The organism is Psychrobacter sp. N25K4-3-2, assembly GCF_015351755.1.
GTDB classification, from domain to species: Bacteria; Pseudomonadota; Gammaproteobacteria; order Pseudomonadales; family Moraxellaceae; genus Psychrobacter; species Psychrobacter glaciei.
The window spans coordinates 278,128-304,797 of sequence record NZ_JADKLX010000002.1 but is presented as its reverse complement, the minus strand read 5'-3'; the positions used below and the strand labels follow the sequence as shown (position 1 = coordinate 304,797).

Annotated in this window: 20 protein-coding genes; 15 read left to right on the top strand and 5 right to left on the bottom strand. The window is 44.0% G+C overall.

Annotation, left to right across the window (positions count from 1 at the left end; translation table 11 throughout):
* Positions 1–218 precede the first annotated feature (218 nt).
* Entirely contained in the window at positions 219–2,000 is a 1,782-nt protein-coding gene (locus IOD06_RS06270; RefSeq protein ID WP_194619989.1) for a potassium/proton antiporter, read from the top strand.
* A gap of 165 nt (positions 2,001–2,165) precedes the next feature.
* On the opposite strand, the gene IOD06_RS06265 is transcribed toward IOD06_RS06270, so the two are convergent.
* Positions 2,166–3,086, bottom strand: coding sequence for a LysR family transcriptional regulator (locus IOD06_RS06265; protein ID WP_010199705.1), 921 nt, complete (start codon positions 3,084–3,086; stop codon positions 2,166–2,168).
* A 247-nt stretch (positions 3,087–3,333) separates the two neighbouring features.
* On the opposite strand from IOD06_RS06265, the gene speB reads away from it, so the two are divergent.
* The 8 genes from speB to IOD06_RS06225 all read left to right on the top strand — a co-directional run bounded on the left by speB (position 3,334) and on the right by IOD06_RS06225 (position 14,097).
* Positions 3,334–4,302 (top strand): agmatinase, encoded by a 969-nt coding sequence (gene speB / locus IOD06_RS06260; RefSeq protein ID WP_010199708.1) that lies wholly within the window; start codon positions 3,334–3,336, stop codon positions 4,300–4,302.
* A 172-nt stretch (positions 4,303–4,474) separates the two neighbouring features.
* Positions 4,475–5,821 carry a cytosine permease gene (locus IOD06_RS06255; RefSeq protein ID WP_194619987.1) on the top strand — a complete coding sequence of 449 codons (1,347 nt, stop codon included), beginning with the start codon at positions 4,475–4,477 and terminating at the stop codon, positions 5,819–5,821.
* Complete coding sequence (locus IOD06_RS06250) at positions 5,818–6,618, top strand: carbon-nitrogen hydrolase family protein (protein WP_194619986.1); 801 nt, start codon at positions 5,818–5,820, stop codon at positions 6,616–6,618. Before IOD06_RS06255 ends, IOD06_RS06250 begins: the two co-directional genes overlap by 4 nt.
* Positions 6,615–7,358 (top strand): MBL fold metallo-hydrolase, encoded by a 744-nt coding sequence (locus IOD06_RS06245; RefSeq protein WP_194619985.1) that lies wholly within the window; start codon positions 6,615–6,617, stop codon positions 7,356–7,358. The genes IOD06_RS06250 and IOD06_RS06245 overlap by 4 nt, the downstream gene beginning before the upstream one ends.
* 92 nt (positions 7,359–7,450) lie before the next feature.
* Complete coding sequence (locus IOD06_RS06240; RefSeq protein ID WP_194619984.1) at positions 7,451–9,184, top strand: 5-guanidino-2-oxopentanoate decarboxylase; 1,734 nt, start codon at positions 7,451–7,453, stop codon at positions 9,182–9,184.
* Positions 9,185–9,237: 53 nt separating this feature from the next.
* Complete coding sequence (gene dld / locus IOD06_RS06235) at positions 9,238–11,040, top strand: D-lactate dehydrogenase (RefSeq protein ID WP_194619983.1); 1,803 nt, start codon at positions 9,238–9,240, stop codon at positions 11,038–11,040.
* Complete coding sequence (locus IOD06_RS06230) at positions 11,021–12,427, top strand: YjiH family protein (RefSeq protein ID WP_010199713.1); 1,407 nt, start codon at positions 11,021–11,023, stop codon at positions 12,425–12,427. The genes dld and IOD06_RS06230 overlap by 20 nt, the downstream gene beginning before the upstream one ends.
* Positions 12,428–12,585: 158 nt before the next feature.
* On the top strand, positions 12,586–14,097 hold the full coding sequence (locus tag IOD06_RS06225; protein WP_227669938.1) for an aldehyde dehydrogenase family protein: 1,512 nt from the start codon (positions 12,586–12,588) through the stop codon (positions 14,095–14,097).
* 163 nt (positions 14,098–14,260) lie between these two features.
* Here the strand turns inward: IOD06_RS06225 and IOD06_RS06220 are convergent, their stop codons facing one another.
* From IOD06_RS06220 to IOD06_RS06210, 3 genes are all read right to left on the bottom strand, one after another.
* Positions 14,261–15,106, bottom strand: coding sequence for an IclR family transcriptional regulator (locus tag IOD06_RS06220; RefSeq protein ID WP_010199717.1), 846 nt, complete (start codon positions 15,104–15,106; stop codon positions 14,261–14,263).
* Between the two features lie 491 nt (positions 15,107–15,597).
* Entirely contained in the window at positions 15,598–16,863 is a 1,266-nt protein-coding gene (locus IOD06_RS06215) for an MFS transporter (protein ID WP_194619982.1), read from the bottom strand.
* Between the two features lie 147 nt (positions 16,864–17,010).
* A complete protein-coding gene (locus IOD06_RS06210) occupies positions 17,011–18,165 on the bottom strand; it encodes an acyl-CoA dehydrogenase family protein (protein ID WP_101212061.1) in 1,155 nt (384 codons plus the stop codon).
* A 318-nt stretch (positions 18,166–18,483) separates the two neighbouring features.
* Here IOD06_RS06210 and IOD06_RS06205 point away from each other — a divergent pair, with 318 nt between their 5' ends.
* The 6 genes from IOD06_RS06205 to IOD06_RS06180 all read left to right on the top strand — a co-directional run bounded on the left by IOD06_RS06205 (position 18,484) and on the right by IOD06_RS06180 (position 25,989).
* Positions 18,484–19,260 carry an enoyl-CoA hydratase gene (locus tag IOD06_RS06205; protein WP_194619981.1) on the top strand — a complete coding sequence of 259 codons (777 nt, stop codon included), beginning with the start codon at positions 18,484–18,486 and terminating at the stop codon, positions 19,258–19,260.
* Positions 19,261–19,397: 137 nt separating this feature from the next.
* A complete protein-coding gene (locus IOD06_RS06200) occupies positions 19,398–20,969 on the top strand; it encodes a 3-hydroxyacyl-CoA dehydrogenase (RefSeq protein ID WP_194620426.1) in 1,572 nt (523 codons plus the stop codon).
* 69 nt (positions 20,970–21,038) lie between these two features.
* Positions 21,039–22,241 (top strand): 3-oxoadipyl-CoA thiolase, encoded by a 1,203-nt coding sequence (locus IOD06_RS06195; RefSeq protein ID WP_194619978.1) that lies wholly within the window; start codon positions 21,039–21,041, stop codon positions 22,239–22,241.
* 119 nt (positions 22,242–22,360) lie between these two features.
* The gene (locus tag IOD06_RS06190) at positions 22,361–24,082 is read left to right on the top strand and encodes a fatty acid--CoA ligase (protein ID WP_194619976.1); all 1,722 of its coding nucleotides are present in this window, start codon (positions 22,361–22,363) and stop codon (positions 24,080–24,082) included.
* 97 nt (positions 24,083–24,179) lie between these two features.
* Positions 24,180–24,650, top strand: a complete 471-nt coding sequence (locus IOD06_RS06185; RefSeq protein ID WP_010199738.1) for a thioesterase family protein — start codon at positions 24,180–24,182, stop codon at positions 24,648–24,650.
* Positions 24,651–24,957: 307 nt separating this feature from the next.
* Complete coding sequence (locus IOD06_RS06180; protein ID WP_194619974.1) at positions 24,958–25,989, top strand: hypothetical protein; 1,032 nt, start codon at positions 24,958–24,960, stop codon at positions 25,987–25,989.
* Positions 25,990–26,246: 257 nt separating this feature from the next.
* Here the strand turns inward: IOD06_RS06180 and IOD06_RS06175 are convergent, their stop codons facing one another.
* Positions 26,247–26,411 carry a hypothetical protein gene (locus IOD06_RS06175; RefSeq protein WP_194619972.1) on the bottom strand — a complete coding sequence of 55 codons (165 nt, stop codon included), beginning with the start codon at positions 26,409–26,411 and terminating at the stop codon, positions 26,247–26,249.
* Between the last annotated feature and the right edge of the window lie 259 nt (positions 26,412–26,670).

Sequence of the window (26,670 nt, the reverse complement as noted above, 5' to 3'; positions counted from 1 at the left end):
TGTCATCAAACTCACTTGTATCATCATGACTAAAATGAGAGCAAGTATTAGTAAAAATCTTTATAGATAGTTTTTGTAGAAATGATAGTAGATGTTATTCTTAATGATATTTTTAATATTCAGATGTGGCGTCTACTGGTAAAGGTAAAAGATTAAATTGTAATATTTTCGCACCAACTTAATTCATCACCATTGATAAAAATAGGGCTTAAAAAAAGATGGATACCTTAAATATCCTATACCTCGTAGGAGCATTGTTAATTTTTGCCAGTATCATGGCCAGTACGTTATCCGCGCGTTTGGGCGTTCCATTATTGCTGTTGTTTTTGATGGTAGGGATGTTGGCAGGTGAGCAGGGTATTTTAGGTATTGAGTTTTCTCAATATGGTATTGCCAATTTCGTTGGGCAAGCAGCCTTAGCCTGTATCTTGTTAGATGGTGGTTTGCGCACCTCTTTTAAATCGTTTCGGGTTGGTCTTAAGCCTGCCGTTACACTCGCTACTTGGGGTGTCCTCGCTACTGTCATGATACTGGGCGTTTTCGTGACTTGGCTACTCGATGTCGATTGGCGCTTTGGGCTATTGATGGCAGCTATCGTTGGCTCAACCGATGCGGCAGCGGTATTTTCACTATTGCGTAATGGCGGTGTCAAGCTCAATGATCGCGTCCAAGCCACGCTCGAATTAGAGTCTGGTGCCAACGATCCCTTGGCTATTTTATTGGTTACGGGTCTTATCGCTTTAAATGTTGATCCAGCGGGACAGACAGTATTTGGCTTTTTGATATTACTGTTCCAGCAGTTGAGCTTTGGGCTAGGGATGGGCTTGCTATTCGGTTATTTGCTATCCCGATTATTGCCCAAGATACATTTAGCAGAAGGCATGTATGCTATTTTGATACTATCTGCTGGCTTGTCCGTCTTTGCCGCGACCAATCTAATTGGCGGTAGTGGATTTTTAGCGGTTTATCTCACGGGTGTGATGATTGGCAATCACAAGGTACGCTCCACCGAGCATGTGATGCGAGTGATGGACAGCTTTGCATGGTTATCACAAGCGGTGCTTTTCGTAGTGTTAGGACTATTGGTCACCCCATCAAACGTCATCAATGTCTGGCATTATTCAGTTGCGATCGCGCTCTTTATGATCTTTGTTGCCCGTCCTATCGCCGTCTATACCAGCGTTAAACCTTTTAAATTCAAAGACAGAGAGATAGGCTTTATCTCTTGGGTTGGCTTGCGCGGGGCAGTGCCTATTACCCTTGCGATATTGCCTGTTATGGCAGGGATAGATAACGCCTTTATGCTGTTTGATATTGCCTTTGGGGTCGTGGTTTTGTCCTTGATTTTGCAAGGTACAACCATTCCTATCATGGCCAATTTGTTTAAGGTGCGGATTCCGACCAATGATGATCCAAAAGAGGAGCATGAGGTTTGGGTGTCGGATAAGGCAAGTATTACTTTGTATGAATTCGAAGTTCAATCAGGGGCATTTGCGATTGGTCGTCATCCGATGGATATCTCTAAACGCATTAGCTCTGATGAGATTAGTGTGTTTGCGCTGGTACGTAGGCAGAGAATCGTGGTCGTTGACGAAGACACGAAGCTGAAATTTGGTGACAGTGTTTGGTACGCCATGCGCGGCGATCATGCCAGAAAAATCGCTAAAATTTTCAATGATACGACATTGGATCGTAAAGTCATCGATGATTTTTATGGCGACTGGCTACTATCACCTAGCGTCAAGCTTGGAGATTTACCCTTCTTCACGGCTATGATGCAATCTGAATCACTGGTAGACAACCTACAGTCTGACTCTGACAGCCCAAAAACTATGTGGGAACAAACGGTCGCTGAATATGTGACAGGAAATCTAGGTACGGCACTGGTCTCAGGAGATACCGTCGCCATTAATGATAAGTGGTCATTGGTCATCAAAGAAATGGATGATAAAGGCAAGCTAAGAACCATTGGCTTAAAGCGTCAGGAGCAACCAATATAGTCGGTTCAATTTAAAAGCGTTACAGCGTTAACCTCGCTTGAGGTCTTAAGTATACATCTACACTCGGTTGCCTTGTACCACTTTTAAATTGAACCGACTATAGCCATTTATCGTTGTGATGAGCCGTAATTTAAACTGGCTCGTATTAGGCCACGCCTTAGTCATTTATAGCTTTGGCGAGCTTTTTGATAATAGACGCATCATTTGACTTAAAAAATCAGCGACCTGTTTGTGCAAGTTTTCTCGATAAGCCCAATGATGCTTGACCTCATAACTGGCCTCGGTGGGCAGTAGTATTTTCATCAGTCCCATCTCTTCATAACGTTTGGCTAAGTCATTGGGCAGATAACCAACATGATGACCTGCCAAAATCAGCTGCGCGGTCGCCTCCATATGGTAAGTGGTGGCACTCAAAGTTTTTGGGCGCACATGATTGATACTCAAATCGGTAATATAGCCTCGTTTTATCCATGGATAGTTTTGTTCCAAATCCTCAAAAGTTAGCCCTTCTGATTCATAAAATAATCGATGCTCGCGTCCACAGCAAACCACCTGCTTTTCAATAAATGCTGGCTGAAAAGTGAGTAGCGGTGGAAAACTGCCAAAATATCCCACACCAATATCACTCTCGTTGCTTAGCAGCTTTTCTAGCATGCTTTCAGGACTTTGCACATCGATAGAAAAGTGGATAAGGGGATTGTCACGATAACTAGCAGCCAAGCATTGGCGCAAGGCATCATAAAAAAACGTCGGCATTTGATCAATGAGACACAATCGAATGTGACCGCCATGCACGGAGTCTAATTGACGAATGTAGTGCAACTGATGTTGAAAGCTGGCAACTGCTTCGGTAAAACTCAAGCAAGCTTCATATACTGCTGCGCCATCTTCTGTCAGCTTAAAACCCGCGCGTCCACGATGACAAAGCGTCATACCCAAGCGGTCTTCTAAATGGGTCAAATGACCACTAATGACAGAGGTTGTCACATTCAAGCGCGACTGGGCGGCCGTCACGCCCTGACACTCTACAATTGCCATAAAGCTACGCAAGGTTTTGATGTCTATTTTTATCAATTCATCTAGCATCAGTAATTATTCCTCAGCACTTGTGATGTTTATCAAAATGAATTTTCTATTCATCACTTTTTTAGCATAAAATTTATATCAAACTTCTGATAATAACGGTTAAATCTAACTTACTACGAAAAATCAGAAGTTTACTTCTGAATTTTACCATGGTTTGTATTCAATTATTTAGGTATTGTCAGAGTCATATAAAAAGTGACATATAACAAATTGGCTATACCGACACACTAAAACAAGGATGTGATTTATGAAATTCAATCAACCATTAAGCGGCAACGATATGCCAAGATTTGGCGGCTTTGCTTCTATGATGCGCCTGCCGACTCAGGCTGATGCAGAAGGATTAGATGTGGCTTTCGTTGGTGTACCTTTGGACATCGGTGCATCAAACCGTAGTGGTGCTAGATTGGGACCAAGACAGATACGCGATGAATCACGCATGATTCGTCCCTACAATGTGGCCACTCGTGCTGCGCCTTTTGAGTCTTTACAAGTCGCTGATATTGGCGACGTACCTATCAATACTTTCAACCTGCTAAAAAGCGTTGATATCATCGAAAAATTCTATACAGAAAAAGTCGTCAAACATGGCGCGATTCCTCTAACACTAGGCGGCGATCATACCATTGCCTTGCCTATTTTGCGTGCGCTTGCCAAAAAACATGGCCCTGTCGGTATGGTGCATATCGATGCGCATGCAGATATCAACGATGATATGTTTGGCGAAAAAATCGCTCATGGTACACCGTTCCGCCGTGCTGTCGAAGAGAACTTAATCGATGGCAACCGTGTGGTACAGATTGGCTTACGTGGTACAGGCTATAGCGCCGAAGAGTTTGACTGGTCAACCCAGCAAGGCTTTCGCGTTGTACCTGCTGAGGAATGCTGGTACAAGTCGCTAACACCATTAATGGCAGAAGTGCGCGAAAAGCTAGGCGATGGACCTGTCTATTTAAGTTTCGATATCGATGGTATTGACCCAGCGTTTGCACCGGGTACGGGTACTGCTGAAATCGGTGGTCTGACCTCAACTCAAGCCATAGAAATCATTCGCGGTATGCGCGGACTGGAAGTAGTCGGTGGCGATTTAGTAGAAGTGTCACCGCCGTATGACCCATTCGGTAACACCTCAGTACTGGCAGCGAACTTATTGTTTGAGATGCTATGTATCCTACCGGGTGTGCGCTATGACGATAAGGTCAAAGCTGTTTACTAATAGCTGTATCTTATCATGACAATCATAAAAGAATGGATCATTAACAATCTCTTACTAGCTAGATTTTGCGTATAGGGTAGTTATCCCAATGCGGTATATGAGCGGATAACGGCATCGTCACCAGTGTACTTGAGTTGCTGGTATTAATATAATTTGGTTAAGGAAGACCGCAATGAGCAAACCCTCTTCATTTTTTGGTCAAGATACGCTCTCTCCAAATGAGGCTGGACACAGTTTAGGTTCGATTGGTACGTTTGCGCTGTGGTTTGGTGCCAATATAGTCGTCACGACTATTTTAACTGGGATGCTGTTGGTACCTGATTTGCGGTTTACTACTGCTATAACGACGGTACTAATCGGCTCATTGATCGGTGCCATTCCGTTACTCTTAGTTGGTCTAATGGGTCAGCGCACTGGTTTACCATCGATGGCGCTCACACGTAGAGCTTATGGGCCATTGGGTAGTCAGTTAATTTCATTGGTAAACATGGGCGTGCTCATCGCGTGGAGCTGTATTCAGGCTTTGCTCGCTGGCATGAGCCTTAACTATGCCGTTGAAGCCACAACAGGCTATAGCAATCTGCCACTATTTGTCATCCTGTGCGAGACAGTCGTGGTGTTGATTGTATTACGTGGTCACCTTGGTATTGAGCTTGTCGAACGCTGGGCAGCATTAGCAATGGCAGGTCTTACCGTCGTGGTGCTCTATCAGTTAAATCAGCACTATGATGTTTCTACACTATTTGAGATGCCAGTTGAGTCGCGTAATGGTATTACGTTAGGTATCGCTTTTGATATTGTTATCGCCACTGCGTTTTCTTGGATGTCTTCGGCAGCCGATTACAATCGCAATTGCAAGACCTCAAAAATTGCAGTATGGGGCACTTATTTTGGTTATATCGTGGCTGCTATCGTTGCGATGGGTTTGGGTGCGACAATCTCAGGGCTTTCTATCCTAAATGGCATGGAGCAGACTTACGATCCGACTCGTTTGCTTGCTGAATTTGGTTTTGGTTTACCAGCTGCACTGGTTATTTTCTTCTCAGTCATGACAACCAATGTGATGGCAGTCTATAGCGCAACGCTATCATGCATGAACATAGCGCCTAACATGAGCTTTTGGAAACCTGCACTTATCATTGGCTTAGTCACTATTTTTGGTGCACTGATTCCTGGTATTTTAGATCAGTTCCAAAACTTCTTGTTAATCGTTGGTGCATTGTTCATCCCAGCATTCTCAGTCATGATTGTTGATTATTACCTTGTGGGTCAAGAAGGTTATACGGCAAAACTGCTTGATTCTACTAAACAATTGGGCCGTCCTACGGCAAAGATTGCTATCGCGGCTTACTTAATTGGTGCTGCTCTTGCAGCTTACTGGACTTTGATCTCTCCTCCTTCTTTTGGTGCCTCATTACCTGTCTTTATCATCACTGGCGGACTTTACTGGTTAGGTGCTACTTTATTTACTCGTCCTAGTGATGCCATCACTTCCGCTCAAAAGGAGCCTTCATTATGAGATTGATGATTGCTCAAACAAATCCTTTATGGGCTGAACCTGCTGCTAACTTAAAAGCATTGGAGTCATTATGTCGCCTAGCAGCAGAAGCCAAAGTAGACTTATTGGCACTGCCAGAGCTGGCATTCACAGGCTACAACATCTTTGAGCGGCTTGATAGCCTAGCGGAACCTGCTGATGGCTCAATCGTGACCGAAGTAGCCACGCTTGCTGATAAATATAATTTGCACTTGCTATTTGGCTTTGCTGAGCAGGGTGCTGATGGTGAGTTTAGCAACTCTGCCGTATTGTTAGATGATAACGGTCAGCACCTTGCCACTTATCATAAGCGGCATTTATGGGGCCGCGAAAATGAGTTCTTTGTCGCAGGTAAGCAATCTTGTGTGGTTGATACTCGATTCGGAAAATTAGGATTGATGATTTGCTATGACAATGAGTTTCCAGAAGTGGCAAGAGAGCTGGCACAAGCAGGGGCAGAAATCATACTGTCACCGACGGCAAATATGTTGCCGAATGCAGAGCGGCAGGTACTACAAATACGCGCGCGAGCAATGGACAATCAATGTTTTGTTGCTTGTATTAACCGATCAGGTGTAGAAGAAACGCTTCATTACTGTGGGAATAGTATCGTCGCTGGTCCGGATGGTGAGGTGCTCGGCCGACTTGGCTTAGCGGCTGGCACCTTGATAGTAGATATTGATCTCGCTTGCATTGATGAGAGTCGCACGCATCAAGACTATCTTAAAGACTTGCGTGTTCTTAAAGATACTCATGCCTTTAATGGAGCGAACTCATGAGTGAACAGTCATTACCACGTATTAAACCAGAAAACTGGTATCGAACAACAACACTTAGCGATGGCATTACGCTCATCGATGAGCCGTGGATCAAGCCATTTTTCCGCTGTAATCTATGGCACGTACGGGGTAGTGAACGCGACTTATTAGTCGATTTTGGATTAGGGGCTGTACCATTGCGCCGCCATGTCGCTTTGCTCGCTGATCGCGATATCGTTGGTGTTGCCAGTCATACTCATTTTGATCATATTGGCGCGGCAAGTGAATTTGACTGCTGTCACGTACATTCTGCTGAAGCCCATATTCTCGCTGAGCCAGACAATGCTCGCACCTTAGCAGATATGTTTGTCAACGATGAGATGTTTGATGCACTGCCTCCTGAGCCTTATGCTCATTGCGGCTATAAAATTGCTGCACCAGCGAAAATAATGCAACTTGAAGACGGTGACATGATTGATTTGGGCAATCGTCAATTTGAAGTGATTCATACACCCGGTCACTCCCCAGGTGGTATTGCCTTGTGGGAATCAGCTAGCGAGACTCTGATTTCTGGTGATCTTATTTATGACGGCCCATTGATCGAAGATACATGGCATAGCAATATGTCTGATTATGCTAAGAGTATGCGCCGCCTAAATGCACTGCCTGTACGTGTTGTACACGGTGGTCATTTTCCCAGTTTTTCAGGCAAACGCTTAAATATCATGATTGATGATTGGTTACGGCACCATGAATTGTGATTTGTAGCATTTAATAACTATTTAAAACAAACAGCTAGCCAATATAAAAAGCTTAACTTAATACTTATTACATTCTTTAGGATAACTGACTCATGACCCAATTGACGCAAGCGTCTTCTTCATTACCTGCAACCCCATCTCTGACATGCGGTGAGCTGTTGGTACAGTGGTTAGAATACTATGGCGTAGAGACCGTATTTGGCATACCCGGTGTGCACACGGTCGAGCTATATCGTGGTCTGCCAAACACCAATATCCGCCATGTGACGCCGCGTCATGAACAAGGCGCTGGGTTTATGGCTGACGGCTATTACCGCGCTTCGGGCAAGATTGGTGTTTGCTTTATCATCACCGGCCCTGGCATGACCAATATTATGACTGCCATGGCACAAGCATTGGCGGATTCTATACCGATGCTGGTGATCTCTAGTGTCAATAAAGTGGCAGATACGGGCAGCGGTGAAGGGCATTTGCATGAATTGCATGATCAGCAAGGTATGGTCAGCAAGGTGGCACTCACGAGCAAAACCATCTGGAAGCCTGAGTCGTTACCCAAAGTCATCGCAGAAGCTTTTGCCTTATTCAATGGTGCACGTCCGGGGCCAGTGCATATCCAGCTACCAATCGATGTAATCACCGCTGATGCCAGTCATGTCGCCAAGCCGCCTGATTTAACGCCTTACTTGAATAGTCCGGCAACCAGCCAAACTGATGCGAATAGCTCAACGCTGCCTCGAGTAATGAGACCGCTGCCCAATCCTGCACAGCTTGATTTGATTATCGAGTCTCTTAAAACCGCAAAAAACCCAGTATTGCTTTATGGTGGTGGCTGCGTCGATGTCAATCAAGATGCACAAAAACTGGCAGAGCTGATCGATGCGCCGACATTTTTGACCATCAATGCCAAAGGTTTGCTACCACCCGCTCATCCGTTGAGCTTAGGCAGCAATCAATCATTAGCAGCAGGTCGAGCCGTTATTACTGAAGCCGATCTGGTATTGGCGATTGGTACTGAACTTGGTGAGACTGATTATGATGTGTTTTTTAATGGCGAGTTTAAAATCAACGGTAAGCTGATTCGTATCGACTGCGACGCTCAGCAATTGCAGCGTCCTTTTAGAGCGGATATCGCCGTATTATCCGATGCGCAAATGGCTATAAGTGGCCTTTGCACACGTTTAGAAAACCAAGCGTTAAATCATAAAGCGGTGTCACGAGTCGCTGAGGCAAAACAGGCATTGTTAGCAGAAATGACCCCAGACTTTGCTGGTCAAAATGCACTACTTCAGCTGATTCGAGATGAAGTAAAAGACGTCATATTTGTTGGAGATTCAACGCAGCCTGTCTATAGTGGCAATCTTGGTTTTGAAGCACTGGCAACCCGAAAATGGTTTAACTCGTCGACTGGGTTTGGCACGCTAGGTTACGGTTTGCCTGCCGCGATAGGTGCCATGATTGGCTCAAAATCGCCAGTTATTAGTCTTATTGGCGATGGTGGTATTCAGTTTACGATTGCAGAACTCATCTGCGCTGCCGAGCTTGAGCTACCATTGATTGTGCTGCTGTGGAACAACCAAGGCTATGGTGAGATTCGTCGTTATATGGAGGAGGGCGGTCTACCACTGATTGGGGTCAATATTAAGACGCCACATTTTGAGCCATTAGCCGCAGGATTTGGTGCAGGTTATCGCCGAATTACCGAAAAGCAGCAACTGCTAGACGCCTTGCAAAAGGATATCAACGGCAAGCAGCCTTTCATTTATGAAATTGATGAAGCCGATGATTTTCTGACTGAGATAGGCAAGGACTTTATCTGTTTTAGCTGATGATAATGACTTAACGGTACTAAAGGCTAGTCACTCAAGGAAAAATGTCTGCAATGCTAAATGCTAACCACTCGTCTAATAGTTGGAATGCGTCGCAGGCGAGTTTGTTAGCAGACTTAGCAGCCGTTGCTGGCGCGCCCAATGTATTGACCAAGCCGAGTCAGCAGCAGTCGTATATACAAGGGGCGATTGCTGCTATCACAGATGCTATCTTGGCAGTGGTGACCCCACATTCTCTTGTGGCGCTATGGCGCGTCATTAACCTCTGTGCAGCATCTGATGTGATCATTATCGCTCAGGCTGCTAACACAGGGTTGACCGGAGGCTCCACGCCGTATGGGAAGTATGATCGACCAGTCATCGTTATTTCTACGCAACTATTGGGCGGTGTTCATCTGCTCAATGACGCAGCAGAGCTTGTTGCCTTGCCAGCGGCGACCCTTCAGCAATTAGAATACAAGCTTGCACCTTTGGGGCGTGAGCCGCATTCAGTGCTGGGCTCTAGTTGTGTTGGTGCTTCGGTGATTGGTGGCATTTGCAACAGCTCTGGCGGTATGTTGGTGCAGCGTGGTCCGGCGTATACCGAGATGTCACTATTTGCCAAACGTAATGCTATGGGTGAGTTTGAATTAATCAATCATTTAGGCATTGATTTAGGTGTAGATCCAGAAGAGATGCTTGGTAACCTACAAACTGGCACGTTCAATAAAAATCCACATAGTGCCAACAGTAAGTCCTGTACAAACCAGCATTATCAACACAAAGTGCGTGATTGCGAGGCAGACACACCTGCCAGATTTAATAATGACCCTAACGGATTGTATGAAGCCTCTGGTTCAGCAGGCAAAGTCATCGTCTTTGCGGTTCGAGTCGCGACATTTGCCAAACCAGCGCAAGAGCAAACATTCTATATCTCGACCAATGACGCCGATACCTTGACCACACTCAGGCAGCAGTGGTTAAAAAGCGAGCTGAACCTGCCTGTTTTGGCAGAATACATGCACAAAGACTATAACGATATAACCATGCGCTATGGCCGCGATACTTGTTTAAGTATGCGCAAACTGCCAGCCAGTAAGATAGGCGCGTTGTATCGGTTACAAGCCAAGATTGGCTATTATTTGGATAAATGGCGACTGCCTCAGACTTTACCAGATCGGGTGCTACAAATGGCATCGACCTTTATGCCGCCATCATTGCCAGACTCTTTGGCTGAGCAGGCACGCTCCTATCGTTATCATTTGATCATCAAAGTCGCGAATGACAGTGACGATGATAATGACAGTGCTAAGGCTAGTAATCAGCATATTGCCGCCGCTCAAGCATTTCTACAGTCCCATATGCAGCATCATCAAGGCGTCGTACATCTTTGTACAGCTGAAGAAGCTCAGGCATTATTGGTGTTTCGCAGTGCGGCAACCGCTGCCATGTTTCGTTATCACAATCTTAACCACACAAAGTTTGGCGAGCTATTAGCGACTGATATTGCCTTACCAAGGAATGCCGTAGATTGGGATGAGGTGCTACCTACTAACTTGCAAAAGCAGGTAAGTAAAACCTTTTATTTGGGGCATTTTTTCTGTCATGTCATGCATCAAGACTATCTGTTATACCCTGAAGTGGATGTAAAAAAATTCAAGGATGACCTATTGGCGTTTTATGATCGACGTCGTATAGAGTACCCTGCTGAGCACAACGTGGGACATGTCTATACCGCAAAATCTGCACTACATAATTTTTATAAAAAACTAGATCCAACCAATTCGCTAAACCCAGGCATTGGTCAGACAGCAAAATGGAAAAATTGGCGGTCGTCGCCTATCATGGAGGAATTAAATGACGAGTCATATCAGTAAGTCACAGCAGCCAGTCTTAGGTAATAATGCTGTCGACCCAAAAACACCACAGGGCGAGCAATGGCGAGCGTCATTGTGGAAATTTCTTTTATTTTCAGCCCTTGGTATCGCGCTATTTATCATTCCCTTTCAATGGGATGGCAAGGTTACTATTTTATTGGGCGTATTGACCGATGCACTACAAGGCTGGATAGGCGGTTATGTGGCTTACGTGGCACTGGCGATCGTTACCATCTCTTTTGTTGGCGCACTCGCGGTCAAGCTGTTACGACCGACCTTGCACGAAGACTCTATGATAAAGAAGCTCTTCGATGTTGAGTGGCTGTGGTTTGGCGCTCGTTTTTTGGGCGCAGTATTTATCTGGATGATCTTTTTACAAGTAGGCCCCGAGTTTATTATTAACCGTAATACCGGCGGCGTTATTTTTGAAGATTTGATTCCGATTTTGATTCCTTTATTTTTCTTCGCTATCTTATCCTTGCCGTTCTTAACAGATTTTGGTTTGATGGAGTTTTTGGGAACATTAGCCAGCAAAGTCTTTATCAAACTATTTAAACTACCCGGACGCTCAGCGGTAGATGCGATGTCTTCTTGGTTTGGCGCGGCCTCTATCGGCTTGCTAGTGACCATGCAAGAGTATGACAAAAGTTATTATAGCCAGCGTGAAGCAGCGGTTATTGCCACAACTTTTTCGGTCACCTCAATCGCCTTTACTTATGTCGTAGCGAAAACAATTGGCGTAGACAATAACTTTGTTTTCTTTTATCTGACCATCGCGTTGACTGGTTTTATAGCAGCCATTATCATGCCACGTATTCCGCCATTATCACTGAAAGCGGACACCTATCATTCTGGCAAATGTATGCTAGATGAAGAGATTCCTACTCAGTATAGTATGCCGCAGTGGGCGCTAAATCGTGCTGTGACTCGTGCGTATTCTATGCCAAGTCTGGCAAGTGTGTTCAAACACAGCCTAAAGAATTTATTTGATATTTACTTTGGTCTGATTCCTGTTATTTTTGCTATCGGCACCATTGGTCTAGGGCTGGCAGAGTACACACCAGTATTTAACTGGATATCTGCGCCCCTCGTGCCTTTGCTTGAATTGCTACAAATTCCAGAAGCGGCAGAAGCGGCGCCTGCCATGATTATGGGATTTGCTGATATGTACTTACCAGCGTTGGTCGGTAAGAGTATTGAGAGTGAAATGACACGATTCATCGTTGGGGCATGCTCTATTACGCAGATTATTTATATGTCTGAAGTGGGTGCGCTGATTTTGAAATCAAACATTAAGCTTAATGTTCTAGAGCTATTCATGATTTTCATCCTCCGTACTTTGATTAGCCTAGTGATTATTACCTCAGTAGCGCATCTCCTGTATTAATCAGAAGACCCCGTGACAAAGGTAGGATAGGGTAAACGACAGTGATTTTTGGCGGGTGATTGATGCCAGTGACTGCGCAGGTAGGCAGTAGCGTCAATCACCCGTAATCATTATCAATAAATACGCTACGAATAAACAATGAGAGAGGACATACCATCATGGAAACGATAAATGCTACTGATATAACCAGACAAATTGCAAAAGAGACAATGCAAAATGAAGTGGTATTAAATGCGGCCTATATTAATGGTAAATGGACTGCCATCGAAGCATCATCGGTTGATAGCGAAGACACTGATACGCAGAATTTATATGACCCAAACACTGGTGAGGTGTTAGCAATGACGCGCTTATGTACCAGTGCCCATGTAGAAACAGCGGTTAATGCTGCCTCTGACGCCTATGCAAATTGGTCGCAAACCCCAGTAAGCGTGCGTGCGCATTATCTGCATGCGATTGCTGACGCTATGGAGCAGCAATTTGATAAGTTAGTGGGGCTGTCTGTTTTAAACAATGGTAAGCCCATCGAAGAGGCAAAAATAGACGTCGGTGATGCTATCGCTTGTTATCGCTATTATGCCAACCTGATAACAGATCAAGAAACGTGGTCGGAAGTACCCACGAATGAATCAGGCATTCGTCTGCTAAAGACTTTTGCGCCCGTTGGCGTGTGCGCATTGATTGTACCTTGGAACTTTCCAATGGTGACGACCTCTTGGAAGTTGGCGCCAGCGCTAGCAGCAGGCTGTACAGTGGTATTAAAGCCTTCTGAGGTAACCTTATTGCCAGAATTGATGCTGGGCAATATATTGTCTAGTATCGAGCTGCCAAAAGGCGTGGTTAATATTTTGCCCGGTGCTGCCGAAGTTGGTGCTGCCATGACCAGTCATCCGCTGATTGATAAAGTCTCTTTTACGGGTAGTAATGTGGTGGGTGAAAAGGTAATGACCCAAGCGGCAAAGAGCATCAAAGACATCAGTCTTGAGCTTGGTGGCAAGTCTGCTATTGTGGTGCGCGCGGATGCCGATATCGATTACGCTTGTGACCTTATCATTGGCGGTGTATTTACCAATGCTGGTCAAATATGTTCAGCGACCTCTAGATTGCTTGTTCATGAAGATATCGCACCGACTTTATTTGAAGCGTTGAAAGTAAAAACCGCAAGCCTACAAATTGGTGATGGTTTTGATACAGGCACTCAGATGGGTCCAATGGTCAGCGAGCAACAGCTTAAGCAAGTAAAAAAATACTGTGATATTGCGACTGCCGAAAACCTTACTTGCCTGACTGGTGGAGAAATATCAGCTAGTCAAGGGTATTTTGCCGAGCCCACTGTTTATATCGATGTTCCTGTAACCAGCCAATTGTGGCTCGAAGAAGTGTTCGGACCAGTATTGGTTAGCAAAACCTTCAAAGACGATGCAGAAGCCATTCGTTTGGCCAACGACAGCAAATATGCGTTGGCGGCAACCATTGTCAGTACTGATGAAAAGGTCGCATTGGCGATGGCATTACAGATTGAAGCGGGTCATGTTTGGATCAACGAACAACAAATCGTGCTGCCTGAGTCAGGGTGGGGCGGCTTTAAGCAAAGCGGCATCGGCCGTGAGTTAGGTGGAGGCGGTCTGTCCGCTTACCAAAAGAGCAAGCATGTATTGTTATCTGACTAAATATTTGAATGTTCAACAGACCCTAATATTTTAAGCTTATCGATTACCCATTAAAAAACCCCTTTAAATTTTAAAGGGGTTTCAAAAACGATTAACTTTGGATAATGAACGACAGTAGTACGATTGAGTTTTCAATTTTTGCCACGTTAATGGGTCATCCGCCTTAGCTAATATAAATATTACTCTCAATATTATTCTTCATATGAAGCAATCGAGGGGCAATGTCTTCTTCTAGCTTAGTACGACTAAGAACAAAACTGGGTGCGCCGCAATTAAAAGTCAGTAAGCCCTCAGTCGGATGCATGATGGCGGTAGCGACAGCGTTGACGTCTTTTTGCCATTCACTAATCGAGAAGCAATACCCATAGTCGTCATAATCTCTAAAGGCTTTATCCAGTCCGCGTCTAATCTTTAACCAATCATCTTTATACTTACTGCGAATGGCATCAAGGATAAATTCTTGCTCAGCAGCGGGCATACTGGCTAAGCATGCGCGTCCCATCGAACTTAAATGAATGGGTAGATATGAGCCGACATTACGTCGCATGGTCGTCGTGCCAGACCCTTGCACGACGTTTAGATATACCATCCTCAGGCGGTCACGGGTTGCCATAGCGACCGCACTATTGGCATAATCTGCCAGTTCTTCCATATAGGGGGTGACTAAATTGTTGATAGAGATATTCGCCATCATCGTATAGCCAAACCCTAACACACCGGCAGAAAGCTGATATTTACTACTATTGGTCGATTGCTTTAGATATCCTAACTTGACTAAGGTATAAGTCAGCCGCGTGATCGTCCCTTTAGGCAGGCCAGTCAATTGACTCAAGTCTTGATTACCCAAATAGGGACGCTGCGGGGTAAAACAACGCAGCAGCTCTAAGCCGCGTGCCAAAGCGGTAATAAACTGCCTATCGTTTTTATCTCTCATGTCACTAATCGGCTCTAACAGCTCAATGTGTGTTGATTTATTAGAGTCTTCATCATCAAGGATATTAGTTGTCATATAAGATTTATTGCTCTCAATTACGTTAATTTAAATAGCATAAAATTCACTACTTTTAGGGCGTGTCTTCAATTCACTCGATAGTCCTCTAAATGGGCTAAAAATGGCTAAATCTTGCCAAACATCGTCAAATAGCTGGTTAATATCCCGATATTATCTGCACTATTTTTCTTGTTTGACGGCAATTTATCTCATTTTTATCACCATTTTTGAAATGAAGACACGCCCTAGTACCTTGCAAGCCAATAGTCGTACGCTGATATAGTCATTCCACTATAAAAGTATTACAGCGTTAACCTCGCTTGAAGTATCAAATATACATCTACACTCGGTTGCCTTGTACTACTTTTAAATTGAATCGACTATAGTAATTTGTTGCTTTTAATAACACTCTATTAATGTACATTGAAACTATTAACATAGCTATTATAAATATCAGCTATTATAAATATAAAGGATTTCGCTATGCGGTATATATGTATTTAATAGTATCACGCCTTTTGTGGATCATATTGCTGCTCTTTGATGAACAACGTTGGAATAAGGCCACATAAGAAATACGCGCCTGCCATAAGCAACAAACCTGCACCGATAGAGTTTTGCATGGCCATATAACCAATGGCAACCGGCGCAATAACTGAGCCCAGTCGTCCGATATTGAACGCACCGCCAATAGCCGTACCTCGAATAGCGGTAGGAAAGCTTTCCGTCAAGTAGGTGGCATTGATAGCATAAGGGATGCCGTATAAGAAACCAAAGGTTATCATCAACCAACCGATGTTTTCTGGGGTATGCATATAGACTAACACTGGAATAAATAGCGCTGTGCCCATAGTACCGAAGGCAAATACTATTTTGCGACCAATTCTATCAGCCACTAAACCTGCCACGACTTTAGCAAACATCATCGTCAAGTAAGTACCTGCCATATATAGTGCCATCTCCTTAAACTTGATACCCAGTTCAGTTTCTAGATAAGACGGTAGCCAGTTGCTTACGCCAAAATAGCCAAATAGTAACAGCCCTGAACTCATCGACCATAAAATGAACATAATGCGATGTTTGGGGTTTTCAAATATGGCTTTATAAGGGTTTTCAGGTTTTGTGAGTGAGTTCTTCGCGCCGCTAAGTTTGAGGGCACGAGCCTCTTTCCAAGACTGTGGTTCAGGGATAAGAAAATACATCGATATCGAGAGAATGATAGGTAGGAACGTTAAGAGATATAAGGTGCGCCAACCATAGACGGGAATAATCCAAGCTGAAATGCTCGTGATCACTAAAGACCCTAAGGTAAAACCTGTCATTAGCGCTGCGAGTACCGTCGTTCGATGTTTGGTAGGTACCATTTCAGACATCAGGGTGTTAGTGGCAATATATAAACTGCCCAGACCCAAACAGGCGGTGAACCGTAATGCTATAAACTGCTCATAACTCTGTACAAAGCCACTGAAACCAGATAATACAGAGAACATCGCTGTCGCAATCACGATAACACGTACTCGGCCAAAACGATCACAGGCCCAACCACCGAAAAATCCACCGATTGCCATGCCAAATAATGACCAACTGCCCAAAGCGCCAGCTTGTATATTGGTCAACCCAAATTCTTGCTTGAGACTTGACAGAGTAAAGGCGAGAATCCCAATATCAGCCCCATCACATAACAGTACTAGAAAACAAAAAAAGAAGGCCAATTTCCAAGGTTGCTTTTGGGTAGAATCTGAGCTTGGATTTGACGTTATAGCGGCACTTTTCACAATTTATATCCTTATTGTTGTGAGAAAGAAATTTTATGGTAACAGCGACATAAACCAGGTATCTGCGTCCTAGCAAATACCTCGATATGCTTTGATCATGTAAATACCTTTTAATAATCAAATAAATAGCATTCAAATAAATGACAACTACTCGCTAACTTCTTTAATCATATTGCGGGCAATAATGATCTGCTGGATTTGGGTCGTGCCTTCATACAAACGATATAAGCGCACATCACGATAAAAACGTTCAATGCCATAATCGGCAATATAACCAGCACCGCCATGAATTTGCACGGCTCTATCAGCAACACGGCCACACATTTCGGTGGCAAACATCTTGGCACATGACGACTCGGTAACGACATCTTTGCCATCATCGCGCAAGCGTGAAGCATCTAATACCATCGATTTTGCCGCATAAATCTCTGCTTTTGAGTCAGCAAGCATCGCTTGAATCAGCTGAAAATTGGCAATGGGTTGACCAAATTGTTTACGCTCGACGGCATAGCGTAGCGCGTCATCTAACATGCGAGTGGCTGCGCCTGTACTCGCTGCAGCGATATGTAAGCGGCCTTTATCCAGAACCTTCATGGCGGTTTTAAAACCTACGCCTTCTACACCACCAATCAAAGCATCAGCAGGTACGACGCAGTTATCAAAAATGACATCACAAGTATGTGCGCCTTTTTGACCCATTTTTTTGTCGATTTTACCAAGCGTAATACCAGGAGTATCGCTCTCAACGATGAATGCTGAAATACCACCAGACCTTTTGTTTTCGGGATCAGTGCGTGCCATGACGGTAAAGATACCGGCTTGAGGGGCATTGGTGATATAACGCTTAGTGCCGTTGAGTACGTAAGTATCGCCGTCTTTGATTGCAGTGGTTCGCAGCGATGCCGCATCGGAGCCTGACTCAGGTTCGGTCAAACAAAATGAGCCGATAATTTCACCGCTGGCCAGTCTTGGTAGGTATTTTTGTTTTTGCGCTTCAGTACCATCGATGACCAGACCAGAGGAACCAATACCGTTATTAGTGCCTATTAATGAGCGAAAAGCAGGTGAGGTACGCCCTAACTCAAATGCCAATGTGACCTCTTCTTCCATCGTAACGCCAAGTCCACCGTATTCCTCGGGAATAGTCAGTCCAAATAGACCCAGCTCACGCATCTGACTAATAATCTCTTCTGGCAGACGATCATTTTCTGCCACCCAGTCTTCTTTTGGGATCAGTTGGTTATTCACAAATTGACGAATGGTTTGGACAATATGGTCGAGTACTTCCTTATCTCTAATCATGTGATTCTTCCTTGTTTAGATGACGTCTAATATTGATTGATGAGGGCTTTATAATTAATTTGAATAAACAGCATAATCGATAATTTATTGGATTACAATACTTTTGGTTTAAAAAACCGCAATGCGGTATTTATAAAAGAGACGAGGCATTAACGGCCTATCTATTTATTAATTTAACTGGCTTTTACTCTTCACAAAAGAAAATAAACAGTATATATTGGTACTGAATATCGCTATGCGGTATTAATAATCATAATTTTTAGTGTGTTTTAAGGGTGGCGGCAGTTTACCTAAAGACATTACTTAAAGGACAGCATCATGGAAGAGCAAATCATCATTTGTGAAACGTTAGACAATGGCGTGAGTTTGATAACACTGAATCGTCCCAAGGTTCGCAATGCTTTAAACACTGAACTACGCGAAAAAATGGCAGAGATTTTCATCAAATTAAACGATGACCCAAAGACCAAAGCTATCGTGCTGACGGGTGGTGATAAGGTGTTTGCGGCCGGTGCTGACATCAATGATTTCCTAACTACCAAAACAGTCGATGTGTATTTACGCCACAGCGAGCGTTATTGGGATGCCATCACCAATTGTCGTAAGCCGATTATCGCAGCGGTAAATGGCTATGCGCTTGGCGGTGGCTGTGAGCTTGCTATGCATGCCGACATCATCGTCGCTGGCAAGTCTGCTAAGTTTGGCCAACCAGAAATCAAAATCGGACTGATGCCCGGAGCAGGGGGCACACAGCGTTTGTTTCGCGTGATTGGCAAGCATAAAGCCATGAAGCTGATACTAACAGGCGACATGATAAGCGCTGATGCAGCGGATCAAATGGGGCTGGTCTCTGAAGTGGTCGAAGATGAGGCGACTATTAATCGTGCCATCGAGATTGCTGAACAACTAGCAGGTTACTCGCCTATTGCTTTAACCCAAATTAAAGAAGTCGCCAATCTTGGGGTGGATATGCCGCTACAAGCCGCATTGGCTTTGGAGCGTAAAGCCTTTCAAATTTTATTTGATACCGAAGATCAAAAGGAAGGCGCGAAAGCCTTTTTAGAAAAACGTGACGCGAATTATAAAGGTCAGTAGCTTGTCAAAGCATAGACTTTCCGAAACATAGATTTCTCAAAGCATAGACTTCTCAAAGCATAGAAAGAAACAGCACATATACTTTGAAAACGAGACTATTCAATAAGAGCATATAAATTAACAAGACCATATAAAGGATTATTATGACTGTTAAATCATTGGCCATTGTTGGCACGGGCATTATGGGCATGGGGATTGCCCAAATCGCAGCGCAAGCAGGGATTCAAGTAATGTTGTTCGATGCCAAATCAGGTGCTGCTGAGCAAGGACGCCAATCACTTCAAGCTATGCTCGAGAAACTAGCCGCTAAAGGTAAATTTACTGAGGAGCAGCTACAAGCGACTTTGGCTAATCTGATAGTGATTGAAGATATAGCCAAAGTTGCCAAAGTAGATATCGTCATTGAAGCCATTATCGAAAATCTAGAAATAAAACAACAGCTTTTTAAACAGCTAGAAAGCATTGTTCCTGCCGAAACAATTTTAGCAACCAATACTTCATCGCTCGCGGTAACCGCAATTGCTTCTGATTGCGAGCACCCAGAGCGCGTAGCAGGATTTCACTTTTTTAATCCAGTACCCTTAATGAAAATCGTTGAAGTGATTCCAGGGCTCTCTACTGACCACCGTGTTGTAGAGACGCTTACTGATCTAGCCAAACGCATGGGTCATCTAGGCGTCGTTGCAAAAGATACGCCAGGGTTCATCGTCAATCATGGCGGTAGAGCTTATGGCACAGAAGCCTTAAAGATATTAGGCGAGGGCGTGGCTAGTTTTGAGGACATCGATCGTATTTTGCGTGATGGCGCAGGTTTTCGTATGGGGCCGTTTGAGCTGCTCGATCTCACGGGTATCGATGTTTCACATCCCGTTATGGAATCAATTTATAATCAGTATTACTTTGAGCCGCGCTATCGCCCGCATCCCTTGACCCGTCAAATGCTAGAGGGTAACAAGCTGGGCCGTAAAGTTGGTGAGGGCTTTTATAAGTATAAAGACGGTCAGAAATCCACAACCGGATTATCGCAACGGTCAGTACCTAATGTAGTAATCACCTCAGTTTGGATTGGTGCGGATTTAGCCACAGACAAAAAACAGCTGATTGATCATCTAAACGCTAATGGTATTACTATCGACGATAATGATCAGCCAAATTCTGACAGTTTGATATTACTGGCAATTTATGGCGAAGATACCACCAATGCGGCTATTCGCTATCAAGTCAATCCTAAACAAGCGGTTGCCATTGATATGCTGACTGACTTATCCAAGCATCGTACTCTCATGCCAAGTATCGTCACAGAGGATAATTTTGTGGCACAAGCTTATGCCCTATTTGGTAGAAATAATAAGTTCGGTAAAAACTCGGATCAGAACTCGAATGTTGCTGTCGTTGCCACGCTAATTGCCGAAAGTACTGGCTTCGTGGCGCAGCGAGTCGTTGCTATGGTGATTAATTTAGGTTGCGATATTGCGATGCAAGGTATTGCCACACCAAAGGATATCAACAATGCTGTCAAGCTTGGATTGGGTTATCCCTATGGGCCTATCTCATGGGGAGACGAGCTTGGTGCCGAGCGAATTTTACTTATTCTACAACGTATCTATGGGTTAACAGGTGATCCGCGTTACCGTCCAAGCCCATGGTTGCAGCGCCGTGCCAAGTTAGGTATCTCATTATTTACTCAACAGAGCAATTATCAACGCTAAGAGCTAGGCCAATTTAATAAACCCTATATTTCAATCAAATAAACTCTTAAAACACAACAAGGAACAGTTATGTTAGACGCCTATATTTATGACGGATTAAGAAGCCCTTTTGGTCGCCATGGAGGCGCACTAGCCACCGTACGTCCTGATGACATGATTGCGACAGTAATGAAAGCTTTGGTTGAAAAGCACCAATTACCGAACGATATTTTTGACGAAGTGCTGATCGGTAACACCAATCAAGCGGGTGAAGACTCACGCAATATTGCTCGTAATGCTGCATTGCTAGCAGGATTAGATGTCACGACGCCCGGTCAGACCGTCAACCGTTTATGTGCCTCAGGGCTGTCTACCGTCATCGATGCCGCCCGTAGTATTACTTGTCATGAGGGGGATATATTTTTAGCAGGTGGCGTTGAGTCAATGACCCGAGCACCATTTGTGTTTGCTAAGACCGAAACGCCTTTTAGTCGTGAATTTAAAGTATTTGATACCACTATTGGCAGCCGTTTTCCCAATCCTCTTTTGACCAAAGAATTTGGCAGCGATAGCATGCCGCAGACGGGTGATAACGTTGCTCGCAAATATAATATTAGCCGAGAAGAGGCCGATAAATTCGCCGCCGCCTCGCAAGCGAAATATCAGACTGCCAAACAAGCGGGGTTCTTTGACGATGAGATCACACCAATTATGGTATCACAAGGCAGAAAACTACCGGATAAAGCGATAGTAGAAGATGAACATCCTCGCGCCAGCTCTACTGTGGAAGCACTGCAAAAGCTCAGACCATTAAATGAAAATGGCATAGTCACGGCAGGTAACGCATCAGGTATCAATGATGGCGCAGCGGCGCTTATTATTGGCTCAAAGCAAGCAGAAGAGCAACTAGGCTTTAAGCCTATTGCCAAAATTCTATCCTCTGGCGCTATGGGGGTTGAGCCAAATATAATGGGCGTAGGCCCTGTTGAGGCCATCAAACTGGCATTGAAACGTGCTGATTTGACCCTTGATGATATGTCCATCATTGAGATTAATGAAGCATTTGCCTCACAAGTACTAGGCTGTCTAAAAGGTCTAGAAATTGACTTTGATGACAAGCGTGTTAACCCCAATGGCGGTGCGATTGCCGTTGGACACCCGCTGGGCGCATCAGGTGCAAGACTTGCATTAAGTACGGCACGAGAGCTACAGCGCACGGGCGAAAAATACGCAGTGGTCAGCTTGTGCATTGGCATTGGGCAGGGGCTTGCCATGGTAATAGAACGAGTTTAATTTTTTCGTTAATCCACTATAAAAGAGTGACAGCGTTAACCTCGCTTGCCTTGCCCTTCTTTTAAATTGAATCAACTATATGCCCTCGCCATACTATTTTATTATCAAGGACGACAATAATGACTTCTATACTTAACCAACATGAGGATTACCAACAAGCTCAAGAAGCGTATGGTTTTCCTTTGATTATCAAGCAGCTGCTAAACCGTGCAAAAATTGCCTCTACGGATCAAACCATTAGTTATGCCGATAAGGTCACTTATACCTATGCTGAATTTTTTAAGCGCGTTAATCGCTTGGCGAACGTACTGAAAAACATGGGTTTGCAAGCAGGTGATGTGGTTGCTGTTATGGATTGGGACAGTCATCGTTACCTTGAAGCGTATTTTGCTGTGCCGATGTCTGGCATGATTTTGCAAACGGTCAATGTACGCCTAGCTGAAGATAAAGTGCTGTACACCATCAACCACGCCAAACCCAAAGCCTTGTTACTAAATGCTGAATTTGAGCCAATGGCTAAAAACTATCGTCATGAAGCCCCTTCTATCGAGAAAATTGTTTGGCTCGATGATACTGGCTTTGATGATGCTGAGTATGGTGAAGACGATATAAAGAATGATACAAAAACTGAGCAAGCTAGCATGCCAGATTATGTCGAAGGTGAATATGAAGCCATGCTAGCTGCGGCTAGTGATGCGTTTGATTTTCCAGATTTCGATGAAAATACTATCGCTACCACATTTTATACCAGTGGCACGACGGGCGATCCAAAGGGGGTTTTCTTTACCCATCGACAGATTGTATTGCAGACGCTGGCAAGTACGTTAGCATCCGCGCTAAATGCCGAAGGTCAAGGCGCGCGCTACAATGATGTGTACATGCCAATGACGCCATTATTCCATGTGCACGCTTGGTGCTGGCCGTATGGGGCAACCATGATAGGGCTTAAGCAAGTGTATCCGGGGCGCTATCTAGCTCCCACGTTAGTGGACTTAATCGAGCAGCACAAAGTCACGCTTTCACATGGCGTTCCAGCAATTTTGCAGATGCTATTAAAAGAGATGGCAGCACGAGGACGTAAGTTTGAGGGTCTGAAGTTGTTACTCGGTGGCTCAAAGTTGAATGAAGGTTTGGCCAAAGCAGCCATTGAAAGCGGTATTGAGTTTATGTCTGGATTTGGGATGTCAGAATCCTGTCCTGTGCTATCTAGAGCAGTATTCGATGATAAAACGGACTCGATGGAGATGAAGGAGCAGCTCAATTATCGGTGTTTGTCTGGCTCACCCATTATGCTCGTTTCAATGGAAATTTGGGATGAAAATGGCAAGCCGCTACCAATGGACGGCGAGTCGACAGGGGAGTTGGTCATTCGATCGCCTTGGCTGACCCAGAGTTATTTTAAAAACCCAGATGCTGGCAATGAGTTATGGCGTGGTGGCTGGATGCATACCCAAGATATTGCTTGTATTACCTCTGACGGCACGCTAAGCATTACGGATCGGCTTAAGGATGTGATTAAGTCTGGTGGTGAGTGGGTATCTTCGCTTGAGGTCGAGACTATTTTATCCTTCCATCCCAGCGTCGCTGATGTTGCCGTCATTGGCGTGCCACATGAAAGATGGGGCGAATGCCCTTTAGCGTTAGTCGTTTTAAAACCTGAACATATCGATACCAAGGCGGATGATATTTTAGCCTTAGGTCATCAAGCGGTAGAGAAAGGCCATTTACCAAAGTATGGCGTGCCAAGCGAAATCAAGTTTTTAGCAGAAATGCCAAGAACCAGTGTGGGTAAGCTCGATAAGAAAAGAATGCGGATAATGTGCGCAGAAAAACTTATTTAATCCAATTTTTTTTGTTAAACATTGTCGAAAACACTCATTACATCTGACTGAATATTTTTAATATCGGTGTCAATTGGCATGACTAGAAGAGAAAACTATGAAAGCTTTAGCTATATTACCGGAAATCCAAGAGGTGCTGGATAAAGACAAAAACCATCCCATGCATGGCTTCGCGGTTATCTACTCTCAACAAGTAGCGTGGGGCGATATGGATGCTTTTGGTCACGTCAATAATGTGGTCTATTACACTTATGCCCAAAACGCTCGTATTTACTACAACAGTCAACTAAATCTATTTAATGAAAATACTTTTTCTGTCATGGCGGCATCATCCTGTCAATACTTCAAACCCGTGACTCACCCTGATACCTTATGGATTGGGGTTCGAGTCAAGAAAATTGGCAATGCCAGCTTGATTCATGAATATACCTATTATAGTACGGTGTTAAATACCATCGTTGCTAAGGGTGAATCTGTGCTGGTATATCTTGATAAAACCAGTGGAAAAAAGAAAAATATCGATGACACCAAAAAAGCCGCGATTACTGCTTTTGAAAGTTTTAACTAGGGCGCGTCATCATTTAGATTGTGAGGCTTAAAATGAGAAAAATTGCAGCCAAACAAGGAAGAAATTGCCGAAAATATGAACATATTGACAAGATTGCTGACGATGTTTGGCAAAATTTAGCCATTTTAAGACCACTAAATGTATCAATGTGCTAATTGATGACACGCCCTCAATTAGAATGCATAGGTTTTATACAAGGAAATGATGCTGGCATTTATAAGATAAAGAAATACGATAGCAGCAGAGATTTAAAGGGATTTTAATTAATTTAACTGGATTTTAAAACAACACAAGGAATGTGTAGGTTATGCTTTATATCAAAAAGTTGTCTTTTGGTTTGGCTGTTCTTGGAGCATGCGTACAGGCACAAGCCATAGATCTTGTCACCAATGGAGATACCACTTTAAGCATCGGTGGTTATGTTAAAGCGGAAGGCATATTTTACTCTCCCGATGAAGGGGAGTCTGAGTTCAAAGGAAGTGGACGACAATCTCGGATTAATGTTAAAACCACAAAGAATGTAAAGGATAAAAAGCTAACGGGTTTTATTGAAGGCGACTTTTATGGCAATGCCGCAAACGGTGGTTCAGACTTGCGGCTCCGCCATGCTTATGTTCAGGTCGATGATTTGACCGTCGGTAAGACGTGGAATGGTCAGTTCTTAGCGGTCTACCCACTTTTGACTGATCAGCTTGACTTTCGGGGCACGGGATTGGGTACTATATCTGGTGGCGGCGCTGATATTCGTCCAGATTTGACGGTGCACTACACTCATAAAGGGTTTCGTTTTACCGCTCAAGACCCTGTTTATGATGAAGCTAATCTGCCTGATATGGTTGTTAGCTACAAGAATAACATATCTGATCTTAGTTATAACGTGGCGGTCACTGCTCGTGAGGCCAAGAATGGAGACGATTCGGATGTAGGCGTCGGTGTCTCTTTGGCAGGTGAACTGAAACTGGGCAATGACTCGCTACATGCGAGCGTATATAACGGTAAAGGGATGGGTGTCTATTCTACCGTCTGTGTGGGAAGAGCCCTTGGCACGACGGGCGATTTAGATTGCGATGCGGAAGACGGTAAGCTTGTCTCGCAAACGGGCTACACGGTCGGTTACAGGCACAAGTTCACAGAAAAATTGATGAGCAACATGCGTTATGGTGAGATTATGGTGGATGATGAGGCGAATACTTCTGTAAATGTAAAAAGTATCAACCTTGTCTATGAGTATCTACCAGATCTAGATATTGGTATTGAGTGGAGAGATCGTAGCGACAAAACGCTATCACAGGTAAAGAAAGGTCAGCAAGTTGAAATAATGGCCAAATATAACTTCTAAATTATAGTCAGTGAAAAGTAATATTGATACATCACGCACTGCTAATATCAATTTTTCTTGCTTGCTGTGCCTGTGCAGACAGAGGCTACAAAAAATTGATATCAGCAGTATCGTCGCGTTTTTGGGGTATTTTGACTATATATGTTGAGAGATAATAAGCAAACCACATCTGCCTTAGCGCTTTAAAACCCAAACCCTTCTGAATTCCAATGCGAGCACAGCTTTCATCTTATGTAGAGACAAAGCCGTGCCTCGCTTCATCCTTCCTTATTTAATATCTCTCGTTCTTCTTCAGCTATTTTTAATTGGCGTTTGAGTTGCTTGATTCCTTCAAGAGCTGACACAACTCCAGTATAATAGGGTGCTGCGGTGACAAGCTTGCTTTGATTGGTTTTGTTCTGCCAATTGGCTAGCTTTTGCATCGCTTTTCCTAATTGTTGAGCAGTTGCAATCGAATTAGCATTATTATCTGCTATCTTTTGACCGATTCTACTTTGAATTCCGTATTATCGCTCTGTATTTTCTTGGTCATGATACACTTATCGTCGAGTGGTTGCTTGACCAAGTTTACTGCCATGATTTTTTCAGCATCGCTCAATAAATGTAAATAATGACTGTTAATTTAATGAATAAGTAAAATATTTAACCCATTAATTTTTTCACTCATACGCCTCTAACAAG

Excerpts from the sequence above, each read along its gene's own strand:
- IOD06_RS06270 (WP_194619989.1), top strand. The coding sequence starts at position 219 with ATGGATACCTTAAATATCCTATACCTCGTAGGAGCATTGTTAATTTTT.
- IOD06_RS06265 (WP_010199705.1), bottom strand. The coding sequence starts at position 3,086 with ATGCTAGATGAATTGATAAAAATAGACATCAAAACCTTGCGTAGCTTT.
- speB (WP_010199708.1), top strand. The coding sequence starts at position 3,334 with ATGAAATTCAATCAACCATTAAGCGGCAACGATATGCCAAGATTTGGC.
- IOD06_RS06255 (WP_194619987.1), top strand. The coding sequence starts at position 4,475 with ATGAGCAAACCCTCTTCATTTTTTGGTCAAGATACGCTCTCTCCAAAT.
- IOD06_RS06250 (WP_194619986.1), top strand. The coding sequence starts at position 5,818 with ATGAGATTGATGATTGCTCAAACAAATCCTTTATGGGCTGAACCTGCT.
- IOD06_RS06245 (WP_194619985.1), top strand. The coding sequence starts at position 6,615 with ATGAGTGAACAGTCATTACCACGTATTAAACCAGAAAACTGGTATCGA.
- IOD06_RS06240 (WP_194619984.1), top strand. The coding sequence starts at position 7,451 with ATGACCCAATTGACGCAAGCGTCTTCTTCATTACCTGCAACCCCATCT.
- dld (WP_194619983.1), top strand. The coding sequence starts at position 9,238 with ATGCTAAATGCTAACCACTCGTCTAATAGTTGGAATGCGTCGCAGGCG.
- IOD06_RS06230 (WP_010199713.1), top strand. The coding sequence starts at position 11,021 with ATGACGAGTCATATCAGTAAGTCACAGCAGCCAGTCTTAGGTAATAAT.
- IOD06_RS06225 (WP_227669938.1), top strand. The coding sequence starts at position 12,586 with ATGGAAACGATAAATGCTACTGATATAACCAGACAAATTGCAAAAGAG.
- IOD06_RS06220 (WP_010199717.1), bottom strand. The coding sequence starts at position 15,106 with ATGACAACTAATATCCTTGATGATGAAGACTCTAATAAATCAACACAC.
- IOD06_RS06210 (WP_101212061.1), bottom strand. The coding sequence starts at position 18,165 with ATGATTAGAGATAAGGAAGTACTCGACCATATTGTCCAAACCATTCGT.
- IOD06_RS06205 (WP_194619981.1), top strand. The coding sequence starts at position 18,484 with ATGGAAGAGCAAATCATCATTTGTGAAACGTTAGACAATGGCGTGAGT.
- IOD06_RS06195 (WP_194619978.1), top strand. The coding sequence starts at position 21,039 with ATGTTAGACGCCTATATTTATGACGGATTAAGAAGCCCTTTTGGTCGC.
- IOD06_RS06190 (WP_194619976.1), top strand. The coding sequence starts at position 22,361 with ATGACTTCTATACTTAACCAACATGAGGATTACCAACAAGCTCAAGAA.
- IOD06_RS06185 (WP_010199738.1), top strand. The coding sequence starts at position 24,180 with ATGAAAGCTTTAGCTATATTACCGGAAATCCAAGAGGTGCTGGATAAA.
- IOD06_RS06180 (WP_194619974.1), top strand. The coding sequence starts at position 24,958 with ATGCTTTATATCAAAAAGTTGTCTTTTGGTTTGGCTGTTCTTGGAGCA.
- IOD06_RS06175 (WP_194619972.1), bottom strand. The coding sequence starts at position 26,411 with ATGCAAAAGCTAGCCAATTGGCAGAACAAAACCAATCAAAGCAAGCTT.